13 protein-coding genes and 3 tRNA genes are annotated in these 14,334 nt (G+C 65.5%); 14 read left to right on the forward strand and 2 right to left on the reverse strand.

Translation table 11 applies throughout. From position 1 onward, the window contains the following. Positions 1-1,263 (reverse strand): ABC transporter permease (locus tag K8I04_12050; GenBank protein ID MBZ0072444.1); only part of this gene is annotated, 1,263 nt, incomplete at its 3' end. Positions 1,264-1,275: 12 nt separating this feature from the next. After that, a complete protein-coding gene (locus tag K8I04_12055; protein MBZ0072445.1) occupies positions 1,276-2,007 on the reverse strand; it encodes an ABC transporter ATP-binding protein in 732 nt (243 codons plus the stop codon). Between the two features lie 369 nt (positions 2,008-2,376). Here K8I04_12055 and uvrY point away from each other — a divergent pair, with 369 nt between their 5' ends. From uvrY to K8I04_12125, 14 genes are all read left to right on the forward strand, one after another. Further along, a complete protein-coding gene (uvrY, locus tag K8I04_12060) occupies positions 2,377-3,027 on the forward strand; it encodes a UvrY/SirA/GacA family response regulator transcription factor (protein MBZ0072446.1) in 651 nt (216 codons plus the stop codon). Positions 3,028-3,199: 172 nt separating this feature from the next. Continuing rightward, a complete protein-coding gene (locus K8I04_12065) occupies positions 3,200-3,847 on the forward strand; it encodes a uracil-DNA glycosylase (GenBank protein MBZ0072447.1) in 648 nt (215 codons plus the stop codon). 4 nt (positions 3,848-3,851) lie between these two features. After that, entirely contained in the window at positions 3,852-5,678 is a 1,827-nt protein-coding gene (gene uvrC / locus K8I04_12070; GenBank protein ID MBZ0072448.1) for an excinuclease ABC subunit UvrC, read from the forward strand. Positions 5,679-5,699: 21 nt separating this feature from the next. Further along, a complete protein-coding gene (gene pgsA, locus K8I04_12075) occupies positions 5,700-6,272 on the forward strand; it encodes a CDP-diacylglycerol--glycerol-3-phosphate 3-phosphatidyltransferase (GenBank protein MBZ0072449.1) in 573 nt (190 codons plus the stop codon). A gap of 98 nt (positions 6,273-6,370) precedes the next feature. Then, positions 6,371-6,446: transfer RNA gene (locus tag K8I04_12080), tRNA-Gly, on the forward strand. A 90-nt stretch (positions 6,447-6,536) separates the two neighbouring features. Beyond that, positions 6,537-6,610: transfer RNA gene (locus K8I04_12085), tRNA-Cys, on the forward strand. A gap of 72 nt (positions 6,611-6,682) precedes the next feature. Beyond that, positions 6,683-6,769, forward strand: a tRNA-Leu gene (locus tag K8I04_12090). Positions 6,770-6,936: 167 nt separating this feature from the next. Next, on the forward strand, positions 6,937-7,548 hold the full coding sequence (locus tag K8I04_12095) for a TetR family transcriptional regulator (GenBank protein ID MBZ0072450.1): 612 nt from the start codon (positions 6,937-6,939) through the stop codon (positions 7,546-7,548). 113 nt (positions 7,549-7,661) lie between these two features. Continuing rightward, a complete protein-coding gene (locus K8I04_12100; protein MBZ0072451.1) occupies positions 7,662-9,068 on the forward strand; it encodes a TolC family protein in 1,407 nt (468 codons plus the stop codon). Further along, positions 9,065-10,060 (forward strand): efflux RND transporter periplasmic adaptor subunit, encoded by a 996-nt coding sequence (locus K8I04_12105; protein MBZ0072452.1) that lies wholly within the window; start codon positions 9,065-9,067, stop codon positions 10,058-10,060. Before K8I04_12100 ends, K8I04_12105 begins: the two co-directional genes overlap by 4 nt. 95 nt (positions 10,061-10,155) lie before the next feature. Continuing rightward, entirely contained in the window at positions 10,156-11,103 is a 948-nt protein-coding gene (locus tag K8I04_12110; protein MBZ0072453.1) for an ABC transporter ATP-binding protein, read from the forward strand. Further along, complete coding sequence (locus K8I04_12115; protein MBZ0072454.1) at positions 11,096-12,049, forward strand: ABC transporter ATP-binding protein; 954 nt, start codon at positions 11,096-11,098, stop codon at positions 12,047-12,049. Before K8I04_12110 ends, K8I04_12115 begins: the two co-directional genes overlap by 8 nt. Before the next feature lie 20 nt (positions 12,050-12,069). Then, the gene (locus K8I04_12120) at positions 12,070-13,179 is read left to right on the forward strand and encodes an ABC transporter permease (protein ID MBZ0072455.1); all 1,110 of its coding nucleotides are present in this window, start codon (positions 12,070-12,072) and stop codon (positions 13,177-13,179) included. Positions 13,180-13,181: 2 nt separating this feature from the next. Further along, complete coding sequence (locus K8I04_12125) at positions 13,182-14,312, forward strand: ABC transporter permease (GenBank protein ID MBZ0072456.1); 1,131 nt, start codon at positions 13,182-13,184, stop codon at positions 14,310-14,312. The last annotated feature ends 22 nt before the right edge of the window (positions 14,313-14,334 follow it).

Genomic DNA, 14,334 nt, shown 5'->3' on the forward strand with positions numbered 1-14,334 from the left:
CATGCGGCTGGGCTGGTCGAGCCGCGCCCGCAAGGCGCGGCCGATGCGGCCCGTGCGGCTGTAGTCGGGGGGTGTGGGGGGACGCATGGCAGCGGCCGGGGCCAGCGCGAAGACCCGGCGCAGCACCAGCAGACCGCCGGCCGAGGCCGACAGCACACTGACCAGAAACGCCGTGACGAAGGCCGCGGGGTCGAGCTGGAACACCAGGAAGGGAAATTTGTAGTAGACCAGATAGACGTCGATCAGCGCGCGCCCGGCGGCGATGCCCAGCAGGCAGCCCGCCACCGCGCCGCCCGCGGCGATGGCGATGATCAGCTTGAAATAGTGCGCGCCCGTTTCGAGATCGGTGTAGCCGAAGGCCTTGAGCAGGCCGATCTGTTCGCGTTCGGCCTGCACCATACGCGAGATGACGATGTAGAGCAGAAAGGCCGCCACGGCGAGGAAGATCGGCGGCACGGCGGTGCTGGTAGCGCGCAGGCCGTCGATCTCCTCGCTGATGAAACGGTTGGAGACCTGGTCTTCCAACCCATAGGCCCCGAGTCCGCCGTAGGGGTCCAGGATCCGGTCCACGGCTGCCAGCACTGCGGGCAAGTGGGCGTTGCGGTCGAGCGACAGCAAGGCCTCGTTGAAGGCGCCTTCCATGTCATAGGCGGCGGCCAGCGCCGTATGGCTCATCCAGATGACCCCGAAGCGGGCGTCGTCGGAGATCAGTTCGCCGGGCGCGGTGGTGTAGAGGAACTCGGGTGCCTGGGCGAGACCGACGATGCGCAGCGTGCGGCGCGCGCCGTTTAGGGTGACGGCGAACGTATCCCCGGGATGCAGCCCGTGCGCCGCGGCAAAACTCTTCAGCAGCAGGATCTCGTCGGGATGGTCGCGATCCAGCCGGCGCCCGGCGTTGAGAAAGAAGTCGTTCAGACGCGGGTCACGGAAATCCGGCAGCGATACCGCCTGTGCGCGCAGTGGCAGGTCCTGGCCGGGAAGGTCGATCAGTGCGCTGCCGGAGACGCGACCTTCGACCGCGGCGACGCCGGGGATGGCGGCCAGATCCGCGAGCAGGTGCGCGGGTGCGCGCTTGACCGGGGCGAAGACATCGGCCAGCCGATAGCGCTCGTAATAGGCGCGCCGGGTCTCGTCGAGCGAATTGATCAGCCCCGCCATCATCACCAACAGCAGCACACCCACGGCGATCACCGCGCCGATGGCGACCGCCTGGCCCTTGATGCGCCACAGATCGCGCAACAGCTTGCGGTTCAGCGGGCTCATGTCAGGATGCGTTTACCATTCGATGTCCTCGGGGGAACGCTTGCTCGCGTTTTTCACGACCTCGCGGATACTGCCGTCGGCGAAGTGGATCACCCGGTCGGCCATGGCAGCGGTCGCCGCGGCATGCGTGACGATCAGCACGGTGGCCCTGAGCCGTTCGTTCACATCCTTCAATACCTGCAGCACATTCCGCCCGGTGGTGCTGTCGAGGGAGCCCGTGGGCTCGTCACAGAACAGCACCGTCGGCTGCTTGGCCACCGCGCGGGCGATGGCGACGCGCTGTTGTTCACCGCCGGAGAGCTGGCTGGGAAAATGGTCGGCGCGCCCGCGCAGGCCCACCAGCCCGAGTGCATCCTCCGGGGTGAGCGGATCGCGGGCGATCTCGGTGACCAGTTCGACGTTTTCATAGGCGGTGAGGCTGGGCATGAGGTTGTAGAACTGGAACACGAAGCCTACATAATCACGGCGGTAGCGCGTCAGTTGGGTGTCGCTCATGGCCGTCAGCTCCCGATCCTGGAAGTGCACGGTGCCCGCAGTGACCCGGTCCAGCCCGCCGAGGATGTTCAGCAGTGTGGATTTACCGCTGCCGGAGGGACCGAGCAGCACCACCATCTCACCGGCCGGGATGTCCAGATCGACGCCACGCAGCGCATGTACGGCCGCCGTGCCTGCGCCATAGATCTTCGTGACACCCTGTGTCGTGAAGGCGTTGTGGTGCTGTGCGGAGAGCCCGGTTGGTATCATTATCAGGTCTGGCGATTCGCTGGCGCACGCTGCAGAGGGTGTCTGGATTCAGCGCACTAGTGTAACGGACAGGTTGGATCCGTGCCTCGATGATCGGCGGTGGGTCGCTTCCTGACACCATCGCAGGCGCCCTGTGGTGATGTCACATTGGCCGGGATCTGGTTCCTTACGTCAATGCGTTACCAGATATATTCTGGTCGCGTCATTGAATCTTCCGGGTGCCGGGGGCAGCCGGCGGGCGGCGTCCCCGCCCGTCCAAGGGGTGCTGGCCTTGTGATATGCTCCCGGTGCCCGCCGCCGAGCGGCTGCGGCCCGGGCGGCTGGGCCTGCGCTGATGGCAAATGGAGCTTGGAGAGACGGGGGGACAGAATGATCCAACTGCTGTTGGTGGACGATCACGAACTGGTGCGGGCCGGCCTCAAGCGGATTCTCGAGGACGCCAAGGATATCCAGGTCATCGGCGAGGCGAGTACCGGTGAGGAGGCCATCCAGATGGTCCGGCAGCGCAAGCCGGACGTGGTCATCATGGATGTGAATATGCCGGGCATCGGCGGGTTGGAGACCACCCGCAAACTCATACAGATCCACCCCGACATCAAGGTCATCGTCGTGACCGTACATGTCGACGACCCCTATCCGACGCGGCTGCTGGAGGCCGGGGCCGCGGGTTATCTGACCAAATCCTGCGCGGTCAACGAGATCATTGCGGCGATCAACACCGTGGCCAAGGGCGAGCGCTACGTCGGCGCCGACATCGCCCGCCAGGTGGCCTTGTCGATGCTGCCCGGTGGCAAGCGGTCGCTGTTCGAGAAGCTCTCCCAGCGCGAGATGCAGGTCATGCTCATGGTGACCCGGGGTCACAGCATCCAGGACATCTCCGACCGGCTGTGCCTGAGTCCCAAGACGGTCAGTACCTACCGTTACCGCCTCTACGAGAAACTGGGCGTCGACAACGATGTGGAGCTCACGCATCTGGCCATGCGGCACGGCATGATCTGTATCGACCCGACGCCCGGCTGAGAGCGGTTCGATCCGCGTGTAACAAGCCGCCAGCGCTCCACGGCAGTGGCGGGCCGGAGGACGGGGCAGGGCGGCGATGATGCATCCTGTGCCGATCCCGCGCCAACACCGGTACCCGTGCGATACTCGAACCGGACACCGCCAGCAGGATCGTGAGACCCCCTGGAAATCCATGCAGTCAGACAACCACATCTTCGATCCCGATTGCCGCCGCTGCGCGCGGCTGGCCACGTTCCTGGACGGCGTCCGGCTGGCCCATCCGGCCTATCACGCACGCCCGGTGCCGGCCTTCGGCGATCCGGCGGCGGCCCTGCTGATCGTCGGTCTGGCGCCCGGCATGCACGGCGCCAATGCCAGCGGCCGGCCGTTCACCGGCGACCATGCTGGCATCCTGCTGTACCGGACCCTCCACGAGTTCGGCTTTGGCAGCCGCCCCGCATCGGTCAGCCGCGATGACGGCCTGGAACTGCGCGACTGTCGCATCACCAATGCCGTGAAGTGCCTGCCGCCGCAGAACAAGCCGCTGCCGGCCGAGGTCCGCAGCTGCAACGACTTCCTGCGCAACGAGTTCGGCACCCTGCCGGGGCATGCCGTCATCCTGGCGCTGGGGCGCATCGCGCACGACGCCGTGCTGCGGGCACTGGACCTGCGCGCCAGGGATGCCGTGTTCGGCCATGGCGCCGAGCATCGCCTGGACGGGGGCCGCACCCTGCTGGATTCCTATCACTGCAGCCGCTACAACACCCAGACCCGGCGGCTGACCGAGGACATGTTCCGCACCGTCGTCGGCCGCGCGCGGGACCTGCTGGACGCACGGTGAGTCCGTGGAGAAACCCACTCCCTTCGATGCCGCCGGTTTCCTCCGGCATCTGACCTCGCACCCCGGCGTCTACCGCATCCTGGCGGCAGACGGCGAACTCCTGTACGTCGGCAAGGCCCGCAACCTCAAGAAGCGCGTGGCGAGCTATTTTCGCAAGACCGGTCTGAGTGCGAAGACGCAGGCGCTGATGGCACAGATGGCCAGCGTCGAGGTGACGGCGACCCACACCGAGAGTGAGGCACTGCTGCTCGAGAACAACCTCATCAAGGAATTCCAGCCGCGCTACAACATCCTGCTGCGCGACGACAAGAGCTATCCCTACATCTATCTGTCCACCGGACAGACCTACCCGCGCATCGCCATGCACCGCGGTACGCGCCGTGCCGAGGGTCGCTATTTCGGGCCGTATCCCAACGCCAGCGCCGTGCGCGAGAGCCTGCACCTGCTGCAGAAGGTGTTCCGCGTACGCCAGTGCGAAGACAGCTTCTTCAGCAACCGCTCACGACCCTGCCTGCAGTATCAGATCAAGCGCTGCACCGCGCCGTGCGTCGGACTGGTGTCGCCGGAGGATTATGCCGAGGACGTCCGCCACACGATGCAGTTCCTCGAGGGCCGCAACAGCGAGATCGTCGACGAGCTGGGACGCAAGATGGATGCGGCCGCGACCGCGCTCGACTATGAGCTCGCGGCGCGCTATCGCGACCAGATCGTCAGCCTGACGCGCGTGCAGGAGCGTCAGTACGTCAGTGGCGAGCGCGGTGACCTGGACATCGTCGCGGCGGTGCTGGAGGGCGGCGCGGCCTGTATCCAGGTGTTCTTCATCCGTGCCGGCCGCAACCTCGGCAACAAGACGTTCTTCCCGCGGGTACCGGCGGGGGCCGTGCCCGAGGAGGTGCTGGCGGCCTTCGTACAGCAGTATTATCTGGGCCGCGAAGTCCCCGGCGAGCTGCTGCTCAACCACGACATCCCGGACGCCGACTGGCTCGAGCAGGTGCTGGCCGAACAGGCCGGACACAAGGTCACGGTACGCGCCCGGGTACGCAAGGAGCGTGCGCGCTGGCTGGCGATGGCCGCGCGCAACGCGCGTCTGGCCCTGGCGGCACGCCTGGCCAGCCGCGCCGGCATGGCCAGGCGCTTCGAGGCGCTGCAGACGGCCCTGGGCCTCGGCGAGCCGATCGAGCGGATCGAGTGTTTCGATATCAGCCACACGCGCGGCGAGGCCACCGTGGCCTCTTGTGTGGTGTTCAATACCGAAGGCGCCGTAAAATCCGACTACCGCCGCTTCAACATCAGCGGCGTCGAGCCGGGCGATGACTATGCGGCGATGGCGCAGGCCTTGGAGCGCCGTTACACTCGGGTCCGGGATGAGGAGGGTCGCTGGCCGGACCTGATCCTGATCGACGGTGGCAAGGGCCAGGTGGCGGTGGCGGCCCGGGTGCTGGAGGAACTGCAGCTCGCCGACCTGCCGATGCTCGGCGTCGCCAAGGGGCGGGAGCGCCGGCCCGGCTGGGAGGTGCTGCACCGGCCGGACGGCACGGAGCTGCGGTTGCCGGCCGACAGCCAGGCACTGCACCTGATCCAGCAGATCCGTGACGAGGCGCATCGATTCGCCATCACCGGGCATCGCCAGCGCCGCGGTCGCAGCCGTACCGAATCCCCCCTGGAGGCCATCCCGGGGGTCGGGCCCAAGCGCCGTGCTCAGCTGCTGCGCCAGTTCGGTGGTCTGCGCGAGGTCGCGCGCGCCGGCGTGGAGGACCTCACCAAGGTCAAGGGCGTCAGCCGCGCGTTGGCGCAGCAGATCTATGACGCCTTCCATGGTGACGGGCACTGAACCAGGAGTACAGGCGGCACCATGCAGTTCAATATCCCGAATATCCTGACCCTGCTGCGCATCGGCCTGATCCCGGTGTTCGTGGTCGTGTTCTATCTGCCGTTCCACTGGGTGCACCTTGCTGCCGCAGCGATCTTCGGCCTGGCGGCGGTGACCGACTGGCTGGATGGCTACCTGGCGCGACGCCTGCGCCAGACCTCGGTATTCGGTGCCTTCCTCGATCCGGTCGCGGACAAGCTGATGGTCGGGGTCGCGCTGGTGCTGCTGGTGGACGTGAATCCGGTGAACATGCACAGCGCGCTGCTGGCGCTGCCCGCCGCCGTGATCATCGGCCGCGAGATCGCCATCTCGGCGCTGCGCGAATGGATGGCGGAGATCGGCGAGCGCACCACGGTGGCCGTGTCCGTCATCGGCAAGATCAAGACCACCGCTCAGATGATCGCGTTGCTGCTGCTGCTCTACCGGGAGCCCATCGCCGGCCTGCCGACCGCCCTGATCGGGCTGCTGGCCCTGTACATCGCCGCCGGCCTGACCCTCTGGTCGATGATCATCTACCTGCGCGCCGCCTGGCCGTTGCTGACCGTGAAACGCTGACGCAATGGCTGGCGATGAGCCGTGCCAGCCCGCTAAGTCCGTGTTTTTTTGCGCTTGACAGCCGGGTACCGGCCGTTACAATACGGGGCTCTCTGAAAGCGGGAATAGCTCAGTTGGTAGAGCACAACCTTGCCAAGGTTGGGGTCGCGAGTTCGAGTCTCGTTTCCCGCTCCAAAATTTGAGGCTTCGCACTGCAACCTCGGTCATGGTCCCGCGCCTGCCGAGGTTTTTTGTCGGCAACGATCGCGAAGCTCCACCGCCTCCGGCTGGGTGGCAGAGTGGCTATGCAGCGGCCTGCAAAGCCGCGTACCTCGGTTCGATCCCGGGCCCAGCCTCCATTCTTCGAGCAATCTCCGCTTTAATCCCCTTCGCGCCGGCGGCTACAATGGCGGCTCGCGTTTTCGAGCGCGGCCCTGGTGGCGAAATGGGTAGACGCAAGAGACTTAAAATCTCTCGGTGGCAACACCGTGCCGGTTCGACTCCGGCCCAGGGCACCAACTCCCAGACGATCTTGGTTCCACCGTTCCCCGGCCTGTCCAAAGCAACGACTCGGCCGGTCCGACACGGATCCCTCCGGCCTCGCGTCGCCGGGCCGCCCGCTGTTGCAGCCTGTGGTGGGCACGGCTACAATTCACATATTAGTAAGCACTAACTCGCTAAATTGATGGCCAAGCAGCGTAAATCACATCAGACACGCCGGGACGAGATCATTCAAAGTGCGCTCGATCTGGCGGCCGACACCGGGGCCAAGGACGTCACGGCACAGGCCATTGCCGACCGGGTAGGCATCGCGCAGCCGACGATCTTCCGCCATTTCAAGACCCGCAGCGCCATCTTTCGCGCGGCGATGGAGTGGGTGGCCAAGGCGCTGTTCACGACCCTGGAGGGGCTGGACGGGTCCGGCGAATCGGCCGACGTGCGCTTGCACCGATTGCTGCGGCGACAACTCGCACTCATAGGTAAGCAGCGAGGTGTCGCCCGGCTGCTGTTCTCCGACCGGTTACATCTCGATGATCCGGAGTTGAAGATTACCGTCAGGCTCATCATGGAGCGCTATATCAGTTACCTGCAGGTCATCATTCAGGACGGAGTCGAGAGTGGCTGCTTCCAGGCGGACCTGAAGCCCGCGGAAGCGGCCCGTTTGGTCGCGGCCACGGTGCAAGGGCTGGTGATGCGCTGGTCTATCTATGATTTCGAGTTCCGGCTGGACGATGAGATTGAACCGCTGTGGCATTTTCTGGCGCCGGCACTGCTGGCCCGGGTCGATAACCGGTAGACACCTGGAACTGGTTTCCAATCCAGCATGTAAGTGATCACTTGCTTTCTACGGGCTCCCCGTGTAGACTACCCTTGTTATTTCTGAATGCCGGAAACGGGAGACCGAAGGTCATGCGCGTTGCACCCATCCCGATGCGTACCCCTGGCGTGCTTACCCAGCGTACGGGTATGCGACATCTTCTATTTGCCTTCGCCCTGTCGATGTCGGGCCTCGGGTCGGCGGCTGCGGCGGAGTCGTTGACACTGGGCGCGGCGGTGACCCAGGCCGTGCAGGCGAACCCGCGGCTGCAGGCAACCGGCCTGGAGCGCGATGCACGTGCGCTCGAGCAGGACATCGCACGCGGGCAGCGCTATCCGGCGGTAGGAATCGACGCCACCTACACGCATTATTCCGACCCCTATCTCGTCCACCCGATAGAAACTCCCGGCGTCTTCCCGCCGCTCGACACCGATGTCACCAGCGCCGGGATCTCTCTGCGTCTGCCGCTCTACGCCGGTGGCAGGCTGGTAGCCGGGGAGTCGTTGGCGGCGAACACCACCGCGAGCGCGGTGCAGCGGTTGCGCGGCAGTGAGCAGGATCTCATTTTCAATGTGGTGTCGAGCTATGCCAAGGCGCTGCAATTACGTGACCTGGCGGCCGCCGAAGTACGGCGTATCGAGGGGCTGCAGGCGGAGGTCGATGCGATTCAACACAAGGTCGATGTGGGACGGGCCGCCCGCTTGGAGGTGCTGCGGGTCCAGAGTCAGCTCTCGGGGGCGCGCTTCAATCAGGCGGCGACGACCCAGGGCGAACGCGATGCGCTGACACTGCTGGCTGCCCTCATGGACACACCGGTCCGGACGTGGCTGTTGCAGGATCTGCCGGTCAAGCCGCAGTCGCTGCCCGGCTCCGAAGAGACTGCCGCACACCAGGCCGTCCTCGCCAACCCACAGGTACAGCAGGCGCAGGCCGAACTCGATGCCGCCGAGGATCGCGTGGCGATCGCGCGCGGCGAGCGCCGTCCCCGTGTTGATCTGGTGGCGAACTCCCGCACCCGGCGTGGCGGCGACTGGGAGGGACGCGACGACTGGGACGTGGGCTTGCAACTGAGTGTGCCCGTGTTCGATGCCGGCATCCGTAAGAGCCGCGTGGATCAGGCGAATCTCGATCGGCTTCAAGCCCAGGCGCTTCTGCGCGGCATCGTGAATGACGTGACCACGGAGGCGCGCGCCGCCTTCGGCAGCCTGCAGACGGCGAAACAGCAGCGGGAGGCGGCGCGTCAGGCGCTGGACGAATCCGACGAGGCGTTGCGCATCGAGACGCAGAGCTATCACGCCGGCAGAAGCACGGTAACGGATCTGCTGAGTGCCGAAGCGGCACGCTGGGAAGCGCTCGCCAGCCTGAATCAGGCTGAATACGATGAGTTCGTGGCGGCCGTCCGCCTGCAGCGGGCACTCGGCCGACTCACACCCGAGGTCTTCGCCGACGGTACGCCGTTATCTGTAGAGCCACTCGCCGTGGAAGAGGGTACGTCATGAGAAAGGTAATCATAGCGGGTGGGATCGGGGCCGTAGTCGCCGCCGTGGCCGTCGTCGCGGTGGTGCGCTGGGCACCTTGGTCGGACCAGGCCGACACGGGGGTCCTCATGGCCTCCGGTACGGTAGAGGCCACCCAGGTGAGGGTGGCCTTTCGCATGCCCGGCACCCTCGTCGAACGCCAGGTCGACGAGGGGGACGACGTCGCGGTCTCGCAGCCCATCGCCAAACTCGATCAGCGCGACGCCGAGGCCAGCCTGCAGGAGGCCGAGGCAGCGGTGGCGGCCGCCACCGCGGAGCTCGACGAGCTGACCGCCGGCTATCGTCTCGAGGAGATCGCCGTGGCGCAGGCGGCGGTCGAGGAGGCCAGGGTGACGTTTCGACGGCTCCAGGACGAGGCCGCACACTCCCGTTCCCTATATGACGCCGAAGCCATCAGTCGCGAACAGCGCGACCGGGACGTGACGAACGCCGAGGCGGCCGGTGCCCGGCTTGCCTCGGCCCGCGAACATCTCACCATGCTGCAGGCCGGCTATCGGCCCGAACGGATCGAGGCCGCCCGGGCGCGACTGCAGCAGGCCCAGGCGCGCCGGACCAATGCGCAGATCTTCCTGGAAGATACCGTCATCCATAGCCCGATCGAGGGCGTCGTCACCCGGACCCACACCGAAGTCGGTGAGACCCTGGCCGCTGGCCGTGCCGTGGCGACGCTGACCGAGCTCGGCGCCCCCTGGGTGCGGGTCTATATCTCCGAAATAGACATCGGGCGTATCCGCCTGGGAGCGAAGGCCCGGGCGCGTGTCGACAGCTATCCCGGGCGGGATTTTCCCGGCACGGTGACCTTCGTCGCCTCCGAGGCGGAGTTCACGCCCAAGAACGTACAGACGCAGGAAGAGCGCGTGAAACTGGTGTTCGCCGTGGACGTCAGCCTCGACAATCCCGAAGGAGTGCTCAAGCCCGGCATGCCCGCGGATGTCTATATCGAGGTGCGTTGAATGGCCGCCCGGTTGCGTATCGCCGACCGCGGCGTCCCGGGCCACGCCCACTGGAAGGCCCCGCGTTCACTCGCCGGCGATCGCCGAGAGCACCCATGACCCAGGCAATTCAGACCCAAGGCCTGGGCCGCCGGTTCGGCGCCGTGACGGCCGTGCACGGCCTGGATGTCGAGGTGCGGCCGGGCGAGATCTTCGGCATCGTCGGACCGGACGGCGCCGGCAAGACCACGACGCTGCGCATGCTCGCCGGGATCCTCGCACCGACCGAGGGCGAGGCCTGGGTGGCCGGCTACTCCGTACGTGAGAATCCCGAGGCGGTCAAACGTCGCATCGCCTATATGTCCCAGCGTTTCGGTCTCTACGGCGATCTGACGGTGCAAGAGAATCTGCGTTTCTACGCCGATCTCTATGAGGTGCCCCGCGCCCATCTGGCCGAGGCGGAGGAGCGCCTCCTGGGCTTCAGCAACCTGACACCTTTTCGCCGCCGCCTGGCGCGCAATCTGTCCGGTGGCATGAAACAGAAACTGGGGCTGGCCTGCGCGCTCGTCCACCAGCCCGAGGTATTGTTGCTGGACGAGCCGACCAACGGTGTCGACCCCGTCTCGCGGCGCGATTTCTGGCGCATCCTCTACAGCATGCTCAAGGAGGGTGTCACCATCTTCGTCTCCACCGCCTATCTCGATGAGGCCGAGCGCTGCAGCCGTGTGGGGCTGATGCACCAGGGGCGTCTGATCCGCTGCGACAGCCCGCAGCGGCTCAAGACCGGCCTGGCCGGGGTGCTGGCGGAATTCGATGTGGCCGATCCGCGCCGCGCCCATGAGCTGTTGTCCGCCGACATGGCCGCCGGACGGGCCAGCCTGTACGGCGGGCGTCTGCATCTGTATGCGGATACGGCCGCCGAGGTGGATCGGGCGGTAAGCGCGCTCACCGCCGCGGGACTGCAGGGGGCCACCTGGCGCCAGGTCACACCGACGCTCGAGGATGTGTTCATTCATACCGTCGGTCAGATGCCCGATGCAGGCGAGGCGGCGATCGATGGCTGAGTCGTCTGAAATGGCCGTCTCCGTGCAGGATCTCACCCGCACCTTCGGCGACTTCGTGGCGGTCGACCATGTCTCGCTCGAGGTGGCCCGCGGCGATATCTTCGGCTTTCTCGGGCCAAACGGCTCCGGCAAATCGACCACCATCCGCATGCTGTGTGGCCTGTTGTTACCGAGCTCGGGCAGCGGTCGGGTCCTGGGTTTCGACATCATGACCGAGACCGAGAGCATCAAACGCAAGATTGGGTACATGTCGCAGAAATTCTCGCTCTATGACGACCTCACCGTCGAGGAGAATATCGATTTCTTCGCCGGACTGTATGGCGTGGACCGGGCACGGCGGGGGGAGCGCAAGACCTGGGTACTCGAGATGGCCGGTCTGCGCGACAAGCGCAGTGCGCAGACGGTGACGCTGGCGGCCGGCTGGAAACAGCGGCTGGCGCTCGGTTGTGCCGTACTGCATGAGCCGCCGATCCTGTTTCTCGATGAGCCCACCTCCGGTGTCGACCCGATGTCACGCCGGATGTTCTGGGATCTCATTACGGAAATGGCCAGTGGCGGCACGACGGTGTTCGTGACCACGCATTACATGGATGAGGCGGAATACTGCGATGAGCTGGCGCTGATATACAAGGGCAGACTCATCGCCCGCGGCGAACCGACACAGCTGAAGCATGAGGCCATGCCCGAGGACATCGTGGAAATCCAGGTGGCGCGCCCGTTCGAGGCGCTGGAGGTGCTGGAGGGGACGGATCTGGTGCGGGAGGTGGCCCTGTTCGGCGACACCCTGCATGCGGTGGTGCCCGATGCCGCGCAGGCCGCAGACCCGATCCGCGCCTATCTGAGCCAAGCGGGGTTCGATGACGTGCGCACCGAGGTCATCGCCCCGTCGCTGGAGGATGCCTTCGTCAGCCTCATCGAGGCCGAAGACCGGGGGGCCGTCCAGTGAGCGCCGCCAACGGCAGCCGGGTGTCCTGGCGGCGGCTGTGGGCGCTGATCGTCAAGGAGTTCCTGCATATCCGCCGCGATCCGCGCAGCCTGGCGATGGCCTTCGTCATGCCGCTGGTGCTGCTGGTGCTGTTCGGCTGGGCCATCACCCTGGATATCCAGAACCTCAACGTGGCGGTCTACGACCGCGACCAGAGCCAGCCGAGCCGCGCCTATCTGCGCGCCTTCGAGGGCTCGACCTATTTCACGCTGATCGCCCACGTCGAGGACTACCGCAGCCTCACCCGGCTGCTCGACAGCGGCGAGGCGGATCTCGCCGTGGTGCTCTATCCCGGCTTCGCCGAGGCCCTGGAGGCGGGGCGCAGTGCGCCGGCCCAGGTGATCGCTGACGGTTCGGATGCCAATACCGGGACCATCGCCCTGGGTTATGCCGAGGCGGTGACCAATCGTTTCAACGCCGAACTCGCCGGCGGGCTGGCCGAGCCGGCGATCGATAACCGCCTGCGGGTCTGGTACAACCCCGAGCTCAAGAGCCGCTGGTTCATCGTGCCGGGTCTCATCGCCGTGATCATGACCGTGATCACGGCCCTGCTCACCTCACTGACCGTGTCGCGGGAGTGGGAGCAGGGCACGATGGAACAGCTTATCGCCACCCCGGTGCAGGGCGTGGAGCTGCTGGTAGGCAAGATGACGCCCTATCTGATCATCGGACTGGTGGACGTGCTGGTGTCCGTCGCCATGGCAATGTGGGTGTTCGGTGTGCCTCTGCGCGGCAGCTTCTGGTTCCTCATGGTTTCAGGCACGCTGTTCATGCTCGGCGGACTGGGGCTGGGTATCCTGATCTCGACGGTGGCGCGCTCCCAGCTGGTCGCCAGCCAGGTAGCCATGGTCGCCACCTTCATCCCGGCCTTCCTGCTCTCCGGTTTCCTCTATTCCATCGACAACATGCCGCCGGCCTTGCAGTGGGTGACCCATGCGGTCCAGGCGCGCTACTACGTTGCCATTCTCAAAGATGTCTTCCTCAAGGCGAGCCCGCCGACCTACCTGATCAACGAGGTGTTGTTCCTGACGGTATTCGCGATCGTGGTGCTGGGACTGGCACTGTTCAAGTTCAAGAAGCGGATCGACTGACGATGTGGGAAAGAATCTACCGTATGATGATCAAGGAGTTTATCCAGGTCCTGCGTGACCCGCGGATGCGCTTTCTGATCTTCGTGACGCCGGTGGTGCAGCTGATCGTCTTCGGCTTCGCCGTGACCACCGACGTCGAGCATATCAAGACGGCCATTCTGGACATGGACCGCAGCGCGGAGAGCCGCGCCCTGGCCGATCAGTTCACCAGCTCGGGCTATTTCGACGTCATCGCGCGCCCCGAGACGCCGGACGCCCTGGGCGAACTGCTCGATCGCACGATCGTGGTTGCGGCGATTCAGATCGATCGGGGTTTCGCGGACGATCTCGCGACGGGTCGGCAGGCCGAAATCCAGGTATTGATCGACGGCACCGACTCCAATACCGGTACCGTGGCCATGGACTATGCCCAGCGCATCACCGGCGCCTTTTCCCGCAAGCGGCTCGATGCCTCCATGACCCAGCAGGAGCAGGCGGCAGCGCCATCGGGTCTGGTGGAACTCCGCTCACGCGCCTGGTACAACCCCGATCTCAAGAGCCGCTACTACAACGTCCCCGGGGTGGTCGCCGTCGTATTGCTGATGACGTCGCTGCTGCTCACCTCCATGGCCGTGGTGCGCGAACGGGAGATCGGCACCATGGAACAACTCATGGTGACGCCGATCAGACCGCTGGAGCTGATTCTCGGCAAGACACTGCCCTTCGTGGTGATCTCCTACGTGGATCTGGTGGTGGTGATGCTGGTCGCGGTCCATGGCTTCGACATTCCCATCCAGGGCAGCGGCATCCTGCTGGCATTCGGTGCCGGTCTGTACCTCATGTCGACCATCGGAGTGGGGCTGTTCATCTCCACGGTGTCGAGGACTCAGCAGCAGGCACTGATGTCGTCCTTCTTCTTTTTTCTACCGGCCACGCTGCTGTCCGGGTTCATGTTCCCGATTGAGAACATGCCGGATCTCGCGCAATGGATCACCTACGTGAATCCGTTACGCTATTTCCTGGTCATCATCCGGGACGTGTTCCTGAAGGGGAGTGGCCTGGACCTGCTGTGGCCGCAATTTCTGGCCCAGGGCATGCTGGGAACGCTGGTACTGGCATTCAGTGTCATGCGCTTCCGTAAGCGCATCGACTGATGATAAGTAATAGCCCACTATT

It is taken from the genome of Gammaproteobacteria bacterium (genome assembly GCA_019911805.1).
In the GTDB taxonomy this organism is placed as follows: Bacteria; Pseudomonadota; Gammaproteobacteria; order Thiohalobacterales; family Thiohalobacteraceae; genus JAHJQQ01.